Origin of the sequence: Phaeodactylibacter luteus (assembly GCF_007993045.1) — a bacterium.
Classification (GTDB): Bacteria; Bacteroidota; Bacteroidia; order Chitinophagales; family Saprospiraceae; genus Phaeodactylibacter; species Phaeodactylibacter luteus.
The window spans coordinates 33,311-47,740 of sequence record NZ_VOOR01000042.1 but is presented as its reverse complement, the minus strand read 5'-3'; the positions used below and the strand labels follow the sequence as shown (position 1 = coordinate 47,740).

The 14,430-nt window shown below is 53.0% G+C and carries 13 protein-coding genes; 9 read left to right on the top strand and 4 right to left on the bottom strand.

Annotated elements, in window-relative coordinates; translation table 11 throughout:
- Nucleotides 1-318: 318 nt before the first annotated feature.
- Nucleotides 319-1,716 (bottom strand): DUF819 family protein, encoded by a 1,398-nt coding sequence (locus FRY97_RS16870; RefSeq protein WP_147168741.1) that lies wholly within the window; start codon nt 1,714-1,716, stop codon nt 319-321.
- Between the two features lie 154 nt (nt 1,717-1,870).
- Between FRY97_RS16870 and FRY97_RS16865 the strand changes: the two genes are divergently transcribed.
- Together FRY97_RS16865 and lspA are read left to right on the top strand one after the other, a co-directional pair.
- The gene (locus tag FRY97_RS16865; RefSeq protein ID WP_147168740.1) at nt 1,871-2,344 is read left to right on the top strand and encodes a nucleoside deaminase; all 474 of its coding nucleotides are present in this window, start codon (nt 1,871-1,873) and stop codon (nt 2,342-2,344) included.
- A 2-nt stretch (nt 2,345-2,346) separates the two neighbouring features.
- On the top strand, nt 2,347-2,844 hold the full coding sequence (gene lspA / locus FRY97_RS16860; RefSeq protein WP_147168739.1) for a signal peptidase II: 498 nt from the start codon (nt 2,347-2,349) through the stop codon (nt 2,842-2,844).
- A 1-nt stretch (nt 2,845) separates the two neighbouring features.
- Here the strand turns inward: lspA and FRY97_RS16855 are convergent, their stop codons facing one another.
- Nucleotides 2,846-3,433 carry an FKBP-type peptidyl-prolyl cis-trans isomerase gene (locus tag FRY97_RS16855; RefSeq protein WP_147168738.1) on the bottom strand — a complete coding sequence of 196 codons (588 nt, stop codon included), beginning with the start codon at nt 3,431-3,433 and terminating at the stop codon, nt 2,846-2,848.
- Nucleotides 3,434-4,205: 772 nt separating this feature from the next.
- On the opposite strand from FRY97_RS16855, the gene FRY97_RS16850 reads away from it, so the two are divergent.
- The 7 genes from FRY97_RS16850 to FRY97_RS16820 all read left to right on the top strand — a co-directional run bounded on the left by FRY97_RS16850 (nt 4,206) and on the right by FRY97_RS16820 (nt 12,130).
- Nucleotides 4,206-5,687 carry a sodium:solute symporter gene (locus tag FRY97_RS16850; RefSeq protein ID WP_147168737.1) on the top strand — a complete coding sequence of 494 codons (1,482 nt, stop codon included), beginning with the start codon at nt 4,206-4,208 and terminating at the stop codon, nt 5,685-5,687.
- Nucleotides 5,688-5,884: 197 nt separating this feature from the next.
- Nucleotides 5,885-6,877: a beta-ketoacyl-ACP synthase III gene (locus FRY97_RS16845; RefSeq protein ID WP_147168736.1), complete on the top strand. Its 993-nt coding sequence runs from the start codon at nt 5,885-5,887 to the stop codon at nt 6,875-6,877.
- Nucleotides 6,878-6,955: 78 nt separating this feature from the next.
- Complete coding sequence (efp, locus tag FRY97_RS16840) at nt 6,956-7,522, top strand: elongation factor P (protein WP_147168735.1); 567 nt, start codon at nt 6,956-6,958, stop codon at nt 7,520-7,522.
- Between the two features lie 5 nt (nt 7,523-7,527).
- Nucleotides 7,528-8,076, top strand: a complete 549-nt coding sequence (gene accB, locus FRY97_RS16835; protein ID WP_147168734.1) for an acetyl-CoA carboxylase biotin carboxyl carrier protein — start codon at nt 7,528-7,530, stop codon at nt 8,074-8,076.
- Nucleotides 8,077-8,159: 83 nt separating this feature from the next.
- Nucleotides 8,160-9,512: an acetyl-CoA carboxylase biotin carboxylase subunit gene (accC, locus tag FRY97_RS16830; RefSeq protein WP_147168733.1), complete on the top strand. Its 1,353-nt coding sequence runs from the start codon at nt 8,160-8,162 to the stop codon at nt 9,510-9,512.
- Nucleotides 9,513-9,623: 111 nt separating this feature from the next.
- Nucleotides 9,624-10,289, top strand: a complete 666-nt coding sequence (locus tag FRY97_RS16825; RefSeq protein WP_147168732.1) for a hypothetical protein — start codon at nt 9,624-9,626, stop codon at nt 10,287-10,289.
- Between the two features lie 11 nt (nt 10,290-10,300).
- Nucleotides 10,301-12,130 (top strand): ABC transporter ATP-binding protein, encoded by a 1,830-nt coding sequence (locus tag FRY97_RS16820; RefSeq protein ID WP_147168731.1) that lies wholly within the window; start codon nt 10,301-10,303, stop codon nt 12,128-12,130.
- Between the two features lie 92 nt (nt 12,131-12,222).
- Here the strand turns inward: FRY97_RS16820 and FRY97_RS16815 are convergent, their stop codons facing one another.
- Nucleotides 12,223-13,029: a universal stress protein gene (locus FRY97_RS16815; RefSeq protein ID WP_147168730.1), complete on the bottom strand. Its 807-nt coding sequence runs from the start codon at nt 13,027-13,029 to the stop codon at nt 12,223-12,225.
- 39 nt (nt 13,030-13,068) lie between these two features.
- Nucleotides 13,069-13,926: a universal stress protein gene (locus FRY97_RS16810; RefSeq protein ID WP_147168729.1), complete on the bottom strand. Its 858-nt coding sequence runs from the start codon at nt 13,924-13,926 to the stop codon at nt 13,069-13,071.
- Between the last annotated feature and the right edge of the window lie 504 nt (nt 13,927-14,430).

Here is a 14,430-nt window from a genome sequence, read left to right as displayed (position 1 = left end):
TCCCTGATTCCCCACCCCCGAGACGGGAGGGCATGGCTGCCAGTTTCATCACCTCACAGTATTGTAAATTTAATTTCAATCAACGTTTTGATTGTTTCGATAATACAAATTTAAGCCAAGCTTTATTTTTGTGCAAATTTCACAAATAAAAAATGAAATTATTGATTTTTGTTAAAAATGAAGCTTGTTTGGTTGTTGATTTTTAAAAATGGAGAGAGGAAAAGTTGAGATAATTGAGAAATTTGGAAAATAAGAAGCCGCCCCTTGGCTGAAATGCAAGAGGCGGCTAGTTGTATTTGCATATTAAAAAAAGGCTTGCTACCCGGTAGCGACTGCCTGCATGAGGAAAGCGCAGATCAGAGCACCATAAGTGCCTAGCGCATAGCCTAGCACGGCCATCAAGACGCCAACAGGTGCAAGAGCGGAGCTGAAGGCAGAAGCGACGATGGGCGCAGAAGCCGCCCCGCCGATATTTGCTTGACTGCCTACTGCGACAAAGAAGAAAGGCGCCCGGATAATTTTTGCGGTAAGCAGGAGGATGGTCACATGGACGAGCATCCACACGATGCCTATAGCGAACAAGCCTAGGTTTTGGAGGACCTCCCCAAGGTTCATTTTCATGCCAATGGTGGCGACCAAGATATAAATGAATACACTGCCCCAGCGGGACGCGCCTACGCCTTCCAACTCCCGCCAGCGTGTAAAGGACAGAGTAAGACCGACAGTGGTGGCTATGACAATGAGCCAAAAGAAGCCAGACATGAGGGAATTGAGCCTTGCCGCTTCCAAGGCTGCCTTGAACTGGCTGATCCAGGGCGTGATGAGGTCTGCGCCCCAATGGGCAAGGGCTGTGCCGCCAAAGCCTACTGCCAGGAGGACAAAAACTTCGGTGGTAGTAGGTATTTTTGCTACGCTGGCCTGATAGTCCTGCACCCGTTGCTTCAAATCAGAGATAGCGCTGTTATCGGCTTTCAGGCGTTTGTCCAGGCGGTCTGAGATGCTGGCCCCATAAAGCAGGAAGCCCATCCAGATATTGGCAACGACCACATCCACAATGATCATAGAAGCGAAGAGGTCGTCCCCCACTTTGAATATCTCCTTCATCGCGGTCTGATTAGCGCCGCCGCCGATCCAGCTGCCTGCTACGGTAGACAGCCCTCGCCAGAGCTCATCTGGCGATGCTGCGATAAGGCCGGGGGCTACATTTGCAATGAGCAGCAGCGCGATGGGGCCGCCGAGGATAATGCCTACCGTGGCTGCAACGAACATAATGAGTGCTTTGGGGCCGAGGTTGAGTATGCCTTTGAAATCTATGCCGAGGCAGAGCAGGACAAGGCTAGCTGGCAGCAAGTAGCGGGAGGCCATAAAGTACAACTGCGACTTGACGACAAAGGGGGCCAAGTCGGCCTCCGGGATATTATTGGCCAGGATAGCTTCCCGGATCGCCTGCCAACCGGCCTGGCTGCTCAGGTTGGGGGCAGCGCCAGATTGCAGGAACTCCCTCAGCCCGTCCAAGTCGTACCATTTGGGGGCGATGAGGCCGAGGGGCCAATGTAGGAGGGCTGGGAGGAAGTAACAGAGCAGCAGTGGCGGCACATAGCGGTAGAACTTTTGCCAGCCTGGCCGGCTGCTTCCTGAGGTCACAAAAACAAAAGCGAGGACTACAATCAGTAGGCCTAGGGTGACAGCGTCATTGGTAATAATAGGTTGGGTCATAAAGTTGGTTCAGTGAGTTGGTTCAGCGTATGATCGGGGCAGGCCATCCAATGGCCACATCAGGCCTGTTGCCTGGCCCCTGTGCAGGTAAATATACTATTTCCGGTGCAGTTCACGTATTTTGGTATCTTGCGCTGCAACAAATGGTTTGAATATGCTGAGTGATCAGTACTATATGGAGCTCGCCATAGCTTTGGCGAGGCAAGGAGTAGAGGGGGGCCATGGCGGGCCTTTCGGCGCAGTTGTGGTCAAAGAAGGAGAAGTGATAGGGCAGGGGCATAATTCGGTCCTTTCAAAGGCAGACCCAACTGCTCATGCGGAGGTTGTAGCTATCAGGGAAGCTTGCAGCAACTTGGGGCATTTCCAGTTGGAGGGCTGTACCTTGTACACTTCCTGTGAGCCCTGCCCAATGTGCCTTGGTGCGATTTATTGGGCGAGGCCAGCGCGTGTGGTCTATGCCTGCACCCGTGGGGATGCAAAGGAAGCGGGCTTTGATGACGACTTCATCTATCAGGAGCTGGAGCTGCCGCTGTCGGCCCGGAGCATCCCTATGGAACAGCAGGGCAGAGCCGAGGCCTTGCAAGCGATGCAGGCCTGGAAGGAAAAAGAAGATAAAACACCGTATTAATTATGTCTGTTGAGGTCAATTGGCGCCGGGCAGGAGTGGTCATTGGGTTAGTGGCAGCTGGCATCTTATTGGATCAGGTTACTAAGGCAATGGCTCGTGAATTTCTAATGGGGGCAGCTGCACAGCCTTATTTGGACGGTTTTTTCGTACTGACCTTTACAGAAAACCGAGGGGCTTTCCTTAGCCTTGGGGCGGGGCTGTCTGAACAGCTGCGCTATTGGGGGCTGAAGGTGGCCCCGATGTTATTGCTGGCGGGGATTTTGCTGCACACCTTGTTGGCGAAGGATGTCTCCCGTTTGCAGGCAGTGGCATTTGGGTTGATCATTGGGGGCGGCATTAGCAATGTTTATGACCGTATTGCTTACAATAAAGTCGTCGATTTTATGCTTATGGGCATCGGAGGGTTAAAAACCGGGGTGTTCAACTTCGCTGATGTCTTCATCATGGCCGGTTTGGGCATCATGCTTTTGGGGCTGTTCCGCCGCCCTGTGGGGCAGTAGCTCACTCGTTCAGTTTGCGGAGTACCTCCACCTCAAAGACAAGGGGAGCATCTGGGGCTATGACAAAGCCGCCTTTCCCATCAGGGACGCCCTTTTCCCCATATCCCAGGTTGGAGGGGATGAAGAGGGCCATTCTCCCGCCGGGCCGGATGAGCTGAAGCCCTTCGTTCCATCCGCTGATCATATTGCCGATGTAGAACCTCAAAGGCCTTCCTTTCCGGTAGGAGGAGTCAAATATTTGCCCATCAAGAGTGTAGCCTTTGTAGTGGGCCTCCACGTAATCGCCCCATTCTAAAGCTGGGCCGCTGCCTTCTGATAGAATGCGGTAAAACAGGCCTGTTGGCGTGCGCTCCAGCGGGATCAGCTCATCCATTGCATAGTTGACGATGTCGTTCTGCTGTTGTTCTGCCAGGGTAGCAGGGGAGGCGATGAGATAAGCCGATAGCTGCAAGATGGCTGCGTCTTCATCGACAGGAGTGGGAGGAGGCGCATTTTGTGCTTGAGTCTGCTGCTCGGGGGCAGCCGGGCCACAGGACCAACAGAGCAAAAGGCATAGGAGTGCTATCAGGAAAAGGGGAGGCTTCAGCATGACAAGGCCGTGTTTAAGTTTGGTAGGCTAAGCGCATATTGGGGTTCGTTCTTGTTGCAGATCCGCTTTACGAGCCTGGTTTCTTCGCAGGGCTTTCATTTAGCCCGCTAGGCTCAAATTTAGTGGTTTTGCCAGAACCCTTCTGCACAGCAGGCGGGCATAAATTCTTGACTTTTGTAACGAAGCTGCTCCAAACGGGTGGCAACCAAAATGTCGCAGGCGTTTAAGCTTTCCGGGCTCTAGTGCCTCAAGCCATAAATCCTTGCCACCCCAAGTTTCGTTCTTTTCCGCCTACTCTTCGTTAAAGAACCGCTCCTTTAGCTCGGGCTAAAGTCGCGAACCTTCGCCTTGATTAGCCGGAAAACAACTTCAACTTAAGTATCAGAGATTTATGGCTTAAGGCACTAGCCTGGCATTGGCCTAGCGCTGCGAAGGGGTGGCAAGCCCGATAGGGCCGAGCGGACAGCGAGCCCCGTAGCATAGCGGCACCTGCCTGCTGGCAGGGGCAGGCCCCTGAAAAAAAACGGCAATTGGGTTGGCGCCCCTCCGAACAAGCTTTCTAAAGTTAGGGCCTATAGTACGAAGGTACGGCAGGCTGGGGCGAAATGCCAAAACCAAGCTTGGGGAATGGCGGCAGCATTGCCTTTTTTTAAAATTGCTATATTTGCCGGCTGCCTGTACACTCCGAGGTTGAACCTGGGACAGGCTCATTAAAAACAATTGCGGTGGCAGGATATTCCCCTTTACACGGCCGGCGCACAAGATATAACTTATGCTAAGTCAGTTGACGCCAACGCTCATCCTCGGCATCATAGCTGCCTATTTTTTATTGTTGATTACCATTTCGTACTTCACAGGGCGCAACGCTGGAAATGCTGAATTCTTCTTGGCAGGCCGTCAGTCGCCTTGGCTGCTTGTCGCAGTGGGGATGATCGGGGCTACGCTCTCCGGGGTCACGTTCATCTCCATACCGGGGGTGGTAGGGGCAGGTGGAGAGAACCAGGCCTTCTCGTATATGCAGATGGTGTTTGGGTATCTGCTCGGGTATTTGGTCATTGCCCATGTACTATTGCCGTTGTATTACAAAAACAACCTGACTTCCATTTATGGGTATCTGGAGAAGCGCCTTGGGGTTGAAGCGTACAAAACCGGGGCAGCCTATTTTTTGCTCTCCCGGACGATAGGCGCCTCCTTCCGCCTTTACCTGGTGGCCATCGTGCTTCAGCACTTTGTTTTGGGGCCATTCGGGGTGCCTTTCATTGCCACGGTGGCTATTACGATTTTGCTCATTTGGGTGTATACGTTTAAAGGGGGGATCAATACTATTGTGTGGACAGATACGCTGCAGACTGCAGCGATGCTCTCGGCTGTAGGCCTGACCATTTTCTCTATCGGGAAAGCTATGGAGACCGACCTGGCGGGAATGGCTTCTATGATACAGTCTAGCAGCTATTCTCAGCTGTTCTTTTTTGAGGGAGGGTGGAACGACCCCAACAATTTCTTCAAGCAGTTCATCAGCGGCGCGCTGATCACTATTGTCATGACCGGGCTTGACCAGGACATGATGCAGAAGAACCTCAGCTGCCGCAGCCTGCGCGATGCACAGAAGAATATGTACGTATTCAGCAGTGTGCTTGTGGCAGCTAAGTTCCTCTTTCTTTCTCTTGGCGCGCTGTTGTACATCTATGCGGCCAGCATTGGGCTTCAGGTGCCCGAGCGCACCGATGAGCTCTACCCGATGATCGCCCTCAATCATTTGCCAGCGGCAGTAGGGGTTTTGTTTGTGATTGGGCTCATTGCTGCTGCTTACTCAAGTGCGGATTCTGCACTTACGGCCCTGACGACATCTTTTTGTGTAGATTTTCTGGGCATGGAGAAGAGCGGAGCGGAAGAGCAGGATAAGCAGCGCACCCGCCTTTATGTCCATATTGGGTTTTCCGTCCTCTTGCTCATCATAATCGTAGCCTTCAACGCACTGAACAACAAGGACGTGATCAGTCAGCTGTTCAAGGCTGCAGGGTATACCTATGGCCCTTTGCTAGGGCTATTTACATTTGGCCTGCTGACAACGCGCAGGCTGAGCCCGAAGTGGGTCGTGCCGGTCTGTGTGGCAGCTCCGGTGCTTTCATATGTGATCAATGCCAACTCAGAGGCCTGGCTGATGGGCTTTCAGTTTGGTTTTCTAATCATCGCCCTGAACGGCTTGATTACGTTCGGTGGGCTTTGGCTGATTTCGGCGGAAGCCGAAGCCTAAAGCACCGCATCGCAAGGCAATAAGCAGCCTGTTTTATTCAGCGCGCGGGAGAATGCGGGGATGCCGGACTTGGGGCATAGGATAAATTGCCAAACCCCCAATATTTTCCTACCTTGCCCCTCATTTTCAGCGCTTGCCATGGCAGCCGGTCAGGGTGCCGCCGGCTTTCAAAACGAATCAGCAACAATATACAAGTGATGACTTCCAAAATACACGCGGCCATAACAGGGGTACAAGGGTATGTGCCCGATTATATCCTGACAAATGCCGAGCTCGAGAAAATGGTGGATACGAATGACGAGTGGATACGTACCCGCACGGGCATAGAGCAGCGTCACATACTCAAAGGGGAGGGGCAGGGCACTTCCGTTATGGGGATTGAAGCGGTTAAGGGGCTGTTGGAAAAAACCGATACTGACCCCGGTGAGGTGGAGCTCGTGATTTGTGCTACCGTTACTCCGGATATGGTCTTCCCGGATACGGCCAATATCATAGCAGACGAGACCGGCATGAAAAATGCTTTTTGCTATGACATCCACGCGGCTTGCTCAGGCTTCCTCTATGCGCTGACCACTGCGGCCCGCTTCATCGAGTCGGGGGCTCACAAAAAGGTCATCGTTGTAGGCGGAGACAAGATGTCTTCCATTATTGATTATACAGACCGTACCACTTGTGTCATTTTTGGCGACGGTGCAGGGGCTGTCCTGCTGGAAGCCACAGAAGAGCCGGTAGGGATCATGGATGCTCTGCTTAAGAGCGATGGATCTGGAAGAGAATACCTTTATCAAAAGGCAGGCGGGTCGCGTTATCCTGCAACAGCAGATACTGTTGCGAACCGGGAGCACTTTGTATTCCAAAATGGCCGCCCGGTTTTTAAGGCTGCCGTTTCCGGAATGTCAGATGTGGTCACTCAGGTGATGCAGCGCAATGGCTTATCCGCTGATGACATCGCCTGGCTAGTCCCACACCAAGCCAACAAGCGCATCATCGAGACGGTAGCACGGATGGCCAACTTCCCGATGGAGCGGGTCATGGTCAATATCCACCGCTATGGCAATACCACTGCTGGCACGCTGCCCTTATGCCTTTGGGATTGGGAAGGGCAGCTGAAGAAAGGCGATAACATCATCCTGACGGCTTTCGGGGGCGGCTTCACCTGGGGGGCAGTCTATCTAAAATGGGCCTACTGATCAGGCCGGGGCAGAGCCACAAAATTTCCTATCTTTGCTCCGCTAATTCATAACCTTGTAAAACTGAGTTATACCAAAATGGCAACGACATCGGATATCCGCAAGGGCATGTGCATCGACCTGAACCACGACATCTACAGTATTGTCGAGTTTCAGCATGTCAAGCCCGGAAAAGGTGCCGCCTTCGTGCGTACCAAAATCAAAAGCCTGACTTCTGGCCGGGTATTGGACCATACCTTCTCTGCCGGCCACAAGGTAGATGAGGTGCGCGTGGAACGCCGCAAGTTCCAATACCTCTACAATGATGATATGGGCTACCATTTTATGAACAATGAAACATTCGAGCAGGTCAACCTTGCGGAAGCCCTGATAGAGCGCGCAGAGTTCCTTAAGGAAGGCATGGAAGTTGAGGTGCTGTATCATGCTGACAAAGAGATGCCCCTTTCTATGGAGATGCCGCAGTACATCATCATGAAGATTACGTACACAGAGCCTGGCGTTAAAGGGGATACGGCCACCAACACCCTGAAGCCTGCAACGGTAGAAACCGGGGCGGAAGTCCGGGTGCCACTATTTATTAACCAAGGTGACCTCATCAGGATTGAGACGAGCACCGGCGCTTATATGGAACGCGTAAAACAGTAAACCCTATGGATTTTAAAGATATTCAGGAGCTCATTAAGCTGATTAATAGGTCCAACCTGACGGATTTTAAAATGAAGGATGGGGAGTTTGAACTGTCTATCCGGACCAACAAGTACCAAAAACAAAAACCTGCAGTGAGCCCACAGCCTACTGCGGGCACCCCTCAGGCTGCCCCGATTATCCAAATGCCGCCTGTACAGCAGCCTTACACGCCTGCACCGCCTCAGCCAGCGCCTGCACCGGCCAAGCCGCAAGCTGAAGCGCCTAAGGCAGAGGCCCCTGCTGCTGCTGAGAAAGGAGGCGACAGCAACTATCTGGAAGTCCGTTCTCCAATCGTAGGGACGTTCTACCGCTCTTCTTCTCCGGAAAAGCCACCGTATGCTAAGGTTGGAGATACTATCGAAGTTGGGCAGGTGGTATGTATTGTTGAGGCGATGAAGCTCTTCAACGAAATCGAGTCTGAAATTTCAGGCAAAGTAGTAAAGGTCCTCGTAGAGGATGCACAGCCCGTAGAGTACGATCAGGTGCTCTTCCTTGTTGACCCGAAGGGCTAAGCCCAGGGGCGAAATTGAATGCAGAATACCACGGTAGCCGCCCTTTGGGGCAGTAGCCGTGGCTCACCCAATCGAATGCTTCTATGTTTGAAAAAGTACTCATAGCCAACCGTGGGGAGATCGCCCTGCGTATCATCCGTACCTGCCGGGAAATGGGCATTAAAACCGTAGCGGTGTACTCTACTGCAGACCGCGAAAGCCTGCATGTGCGTTTCGCAGACGAGGCGGTCTGTATCGGGCCTCCTTCTTCTGCTGAATCTTACCTGAGTGTGCCGCGTATTATGGCTGCTGTTGAAATAACTAACGCGGATGCCGTGCACCCAGGGTATGGCTTCTTGGCGGAAAACGCAGACTTCGCAGAGGTATGTGCAGAATACGGCATCAAGTTTATTGGCCCAACGCCCGCCCAAATCCGGAAAATGGGGGACAAGGTGACCGCAAAGGAAACCATGATCAAAGCTGGCGTGCCGGTTATACCGGGCTCCGATGGCTTGGTCAAAGATCTCAAATCTGGGCAGAAAATCGCTAAAGAAATCGGCTACCCCGTCATTATCAAGGCGACAGCTGGCGGCGGCGGCAAGGGCATGCGCATTGTCTGGGAAGCAAAAGACTTTGAAAACAACTGGGACCGCGCCCGCCAGGAAGCTAAAGCCGCTTTTGGCAACGATGGCATCTACATTGAGAAGTTTATCGAGGAGCCCCGGCATATCGAATTCCAGATCGCAGGTGACCAGAAAGGCAAAGTGGTCCATTTGTCTGAACGGGATTGCTCTATTCAGCGCCGCCATCAAAAACTGGTGGAGGAATGCCCATCCCCTTTTATGACGGACGACCTGCGCGAGAAAATGGGCGAAGCGGCAGTGCGTGCAGGGGAAGCCATCAAGTATGAAGGCGTTGGCACGGTAGAGTTCTTGGTCGATAAGTACCGCAACTTCTACTTCATGGAGATGAATACCCGTATTCAGGTAGAGCATCCGGTGACGGAAGAAGTCATTGACCATGACCTCATCAAAGAGCAGATAAAAATTGCAGCCGGAGAGAGAATCACCGGTGGCAACTACATCCCTAATGGGCACGCCATGGAGTGCCGGATTAATGCGGAGGACCCTCTCAATGGGTTCCGCCCCAGCCCAGGTAGGATTACCTCTTTCCACAGCTCTAAAGGGCATGGCGTGCGTGTGGATACCCATGTTTACGCAGGGTATACCATCCCCCCCAATTATGATTCTATGATCGCCAAGCTCATCTGCCGGGCTCGCACCCGTGAAGAGTGCATCAAGAAGATGGAGCGCGCTTTGGACGAGTTTATCATCGAAGGCGTGAAGACGACCGTCCCTTTCCATCAACAATTGATGAAGGATGAGCGCTTCAAGGCTGGGGATTTCCACACGGGATTCCTCAATGACTTTGAAATCAAAGAGCCCAAAAAGAAATAAGGGCAGCAATAAAAGTATCGCATCAGGCTTGCCCTGGCCATCAGAGCCGGGCAGGCCTGATTTGTTTCGGGCCGGCAGGCCCTGTTTGCTATACAACAAAACCCGTTTACCATGAAAACAAGATTGAATCTCTTTCTAACCTTGCTGTTGCTCTCCCTGTACAGCTGTGGCGGCAGCTCTCCTTCAACAACCGGTACTGAAGATCAGCAGGCCGCAAGCACGGCCCCAACAGAAGAGGCTGCAGCTGAGCCCAAGGCGCAGCAGGGGGAAAGCCAAGAAAATACAGAACTTTTCAGGCAGGCGGCCCCTCTTGGCAAGCCTTTCGAAAAAGTGCTGCAGGCAGGCGAGGTCAGTTTTGAAGTCCGCTCTCCTAACCGGGGGCAGGACAATCAGCTCACCTTAACCTCTTCTGGGTTTTCGGTACGGAACGAGGCGCAGCAGGTCGAGGTGGAGGGCCTTTTGGCCGATGCACAACTGGCCGACCTCAACGCAGATGGCTACCCTGAGGTTTACTTGTTCACCATTTCTGAAGTGGAAGGGGGAAAAGCCATGCAGGTTTATGCTTTTGCTTCCTACCGCAACCGCTCTTTTGGGCCTATTTATATCCCGGCTTTGCCGGAGAGCGATAACCGGATGCAGGGGTACAAAGGAGGGGATAAGTACCGCTTGGACAGCGAAGCGCTGGTCCGTACTTTTTCCACGACAGATGGAGAGGAGTCTTTGGAGTACGAATTGGTCAAAGGAGAAACTTCCTTTGTCTTGCAGCCACGCAAGTAAAGCCTTTTTATATGAGCAAAAAGCAAAGTAGTTTTTGGCGGCTGATCGGTTATATGCGCAACTACAAAGGCATGGTCGCGCTGAACGTCATCAGCAATATCCTGACAGCCGTTTTTACCGCCCTCAGCATCCCGTTGTTGGTCCCTTTCCTGGAAGTTTTGTTCGACCGCCGAGAGCTGATCCTGGAGCAGCCGCCGGGAGGGTTTAGCGCAGAAGCCATCGCTGCGCAGTTCAATTACTACATCAGCCAGCTCATTGTGGAGCAGGGCAAAGAGTCAGCCCTGATTGTGGTGTGCGGGGCCATTCTGAGCGTATTCCTTTTGAAAAATCTGTTTCGCTATTTGTCCTTGTTCTTCATGGCGCCTGTCCGGAACGGGATTATCCGGGATCTGCGGGCACAGCTGTTCGATAAACTGCTGCGGCTTCCCTTGCCCTATTTCAGCGAAGAGCGGAAGGGGGATTTGATGTCGCGGATGACAAGCGACGTGCAGGAGGTGGAATCGAGCATCCTCAATGTACTGGAAGCGGTGTTCCGCGAGCCGCTCATTATAGTGGGGGCGCTCAGCTTCATGCTGTACGTCAGCCCGGGGCTTACCGGTTTTGTGTTTGTACTTATGATTTTTACCGGAGTGGTGATTGGAGGCATTGGCCGCCGCCTGAAAAAAAGCTCTAATGCTGTGCAAGGCCGGCTGGGCAACATCGTCTCTATTGTAGAAGAAGCCTTGGGCGGGCTCCGGATCATCAAGGGCTTTAATGCAGAAGCGTACCAACGGAGAAAGTTCGCGGAAGAGAACAATGGCTACCGGTATGCGCTTACCCGCCTCCTTTGGCGGCGCGATCTGGCTTCCCCCCTTTCAGAATTCTTAGGCATAGGCACCGTGGCCGTGCTGCTTTGGTATGGCTCCCGGCAAGTCTTTAGCGGGGTTTTAGATGCTGAGACCTTCCTGACTTTTATTTTTGCTTTCTACAACGTTATTGACCCTGCCAAGTCCCTGTCCAAGTCGGTTTATAATGTCCAAAAAGGGGTAGGCGCCATGCAGCGCATCGAAGGCCTCCTTGATGCTCCGGTCAGTATTCAGGATGCGCCGGGTGCAAAGCCGCTTTCCGAATTCAAGGAGGGCATCGCTTATCAGCAGGTGACTTTCGCTTACCGCGAAGACGAAGGGCCTGCACTGAAGGACATCAACCTGTCTATCCCCCGGGGCAAATCTGTCGCCTTGGTAGGGGCTTCGGGTGCTGGAAAATCTACGCTTGTAGATCTCCTGCCGCGGTTTTATGATATTGCTCAGGGTGCCATACTGATTGATGGGCACAACATCAAAGACTATCGCCTGCAAGATCTGCGCGCCCAAATGGGCATTGTTTCCCAAGAGGCCATCCTTTTCAATGATAGTATTTACAATAATATTGTTTTCGGCTTGGAAGGGGTGTCGCCTCAAGAGGTAGAGGCGGCTGCCAAAGCGGCCAATGCTCATGATTTTATCATGGCCACAGAGCGTGGCTATCAGACCAATATCGGTGACCGGGGCAACAAGCTCAGCGGCGGGCAGCGGCAGCGGCTGACCATTGCCCGTGCCATCCTTAAAAACCCTCCTATCCTTATCTTGGATGAGGCGACTTCCGCGCTGGACTCGGAGTCGGAGCAGCTGGTACAGCAGGCGTTGCTAGAGCTTATGAAAAACCGGACTTCTATCGTGATCGCCCACCGTTTGTCGACCATTCAGTACGCAGACGAGATCGTGGTGATGGATCAGGGGGCAATTGTGGAGCGCGGTACCCACCAAAGCCTTTTGGACAAGGGGGGGGCTTACCAGAAACTGGTGGAGTTGCAGGCCTTTTAACAAAAAAAAGCCCGCCAAGAGGCGGGCTATCTTTATAACAAATCGTAACTTTTTTAACCATCTTGTATATTACAAAGACTGTGCCAGAAAAATCAGGCGTTAAAAACCAGCAGTGGAGCCCGGGTATGGAAAGCCATTTTTTTGGTAAAGCTCCGGTGGAACAGCCGCTCCCAAAAGTGCCGGTTGGGCATAAATAGGGCGAGCATGCCTATGTCTTGTTCTTCCAGGTACCCTTCGATTCCAGCTGCCGGCTGTGGGTGGTATATGACGGTGAAATCGGCGAAAGGCAGAGGGTAACCGGACACCTGTATTTGTTCTGGCGCAGCCCGCCCCCGGCTAGTATCGACATGTACGAAGTGGACTTTTGATTGAAGCATTTCTGCAAATGCAGTCAGCTGTGCAACAGCATGATCGTCACCAGGCTCAAAGTCCGTTGCATAAGCGATGTCGCTTATCGGGCCAATAGGGGAGGAAGGGGGGACGGCAATGACAGGGCAGGGTGCATGCAAGAGCGTATGTGTTGTAACACTGCCCATTAGCTCTTCCAAAGGGTTGCGCTCTCCTTTGGTGCCCATCACAATCAGGCTAGCGCCCTCGTCCCGTGCAGCATCACAGATTTCCTGATAAACAAAGACACCATAATCTGCACGGATTTTACCGGTCCTTTCGGGGTACTGCTCCGCTATGCGGCTAAGTTTTTGGACGACCGCCTCCCGCTTTTCCCGAAGTTGAGCCTCTATTTCGTCGGGCGGGTAGCGTGCAGCATCGTTGATCGGCAGGTTGTATACGCTGATGAGGTCTATCCGGGCCTGCAATCGCCCGGCGAGCATTAGTGCAAACTGAAAGGCATGCTCAGCGGCTTCGGAAAAGTCAGTCGGGAAAAGGATGTGGTTTTTCATAGCAGTAGGCTTTTGCAAAGTGGTAGAGGTCAGTTGAAATTAGCCTGGCACAGGGTTTTCATTGGGCACAATAGGCAAGTCGATGCTGAGCACGGGGATGTCAGCATGATTGACGAGGGCTTCTACATTGCTCCCTGCAAGCATCCGCTTCATAGGGTGCCGGTGATGATTGGAGATGCCAATGAGCTTGGCGCCAATCTCGTCGGCAAATACCCGCACGCCCTGGTCTACACTGTAGTTGCGCAGGATGTGGGTTTTGCAACGGAAAGGTGCGCACAGCCCGCGGAAGTCTTCCAGCGCCTGATGGCTCAGGATATAGGGCGGGTCGAACAGAGAGGAGGTATGTATCTCTACCAAGTGGATCTCTGGCACAAAGGGCTTGACCAGCTCTTTGAAGCGCAAGAAAGCTTCCCTTTCGTTTTCGTGGAAAGAGGACGCAAACACGACCTTGTCAAAGTTGAGGTCGGGCAGGGGGGCTTTGACTACGAGCACGGGCACATGTACTTCCCGCACTACCCGTTGGGTATTGGACCCGATGAAGTATTCCTGTTTGCCGCTTGCTCCATGTGACCCCATGACAATCAGGTCGGCGCTTTGTGACTGTGCGTAGGCATTCAGGCTAGTGCGTACGGGCAATGGCATAACCCGGGTTTCCACAGCTAGCCCTGTATATGAGCGGCCTAGTTCTTGGAGCTGCCGTTGAGCGGCCTGGCTTTTTTCGAGGGCGCGGGGCTGTAATGCTTGTTGTTCTTGGCTCATACTGTCCCAGCCGCTGGGCAGGTCTAGGCAGGTAATGAGGTGGAGCGTGGCGCCTTGCCTGCGGGCAAGCTCCGCTGCTGCATCTGTGGCATACTTGGCACAGGCGGAAAAATCGGTAGGGCTGACGATGGTTCTCATAACGGCTGGTTTAGGGCAATGAAAATAGAGTAGGTAGCGAAATCGGACCGTTAAGGCTACTATAATATAGCTTAGCTGGCACTAGGATAAAAATAGGAAAGCTCAGCCAAAGGGGTGATTTTTGTCAACCATTTGAGCCTGTTTGGATTTTAGCAAACAGGCTCTTGAAAAGGGCGTAAGCCCAAATGTCGCAGGGGGCTATGCTATAGCCTGGCATTGGCCTAGCGCTGCGAAGGGGGGTACGCCCGATAGGGCCGAGCGGACAGCGAGCCCCGCAGCATAGCGGCACCTGCCATCGGGCAGGGGCAGGCCCCTCACATTGTGCCCCATCCCGCGAAGCACGCTGGGCAGGTCCCCTCCTTGCAGTGGGGGGCGGTCAAAAAAAAGTGGCAATCTGGTTTGCGCCCATTAAAAAAGGGCAGCTGCCGTGCTGGCAGCCACCCCTCATCCTAGTCGCAAAAGCCAATTTATTCTTATCCCAGGCAACTGCCTGGGCCGGTTATC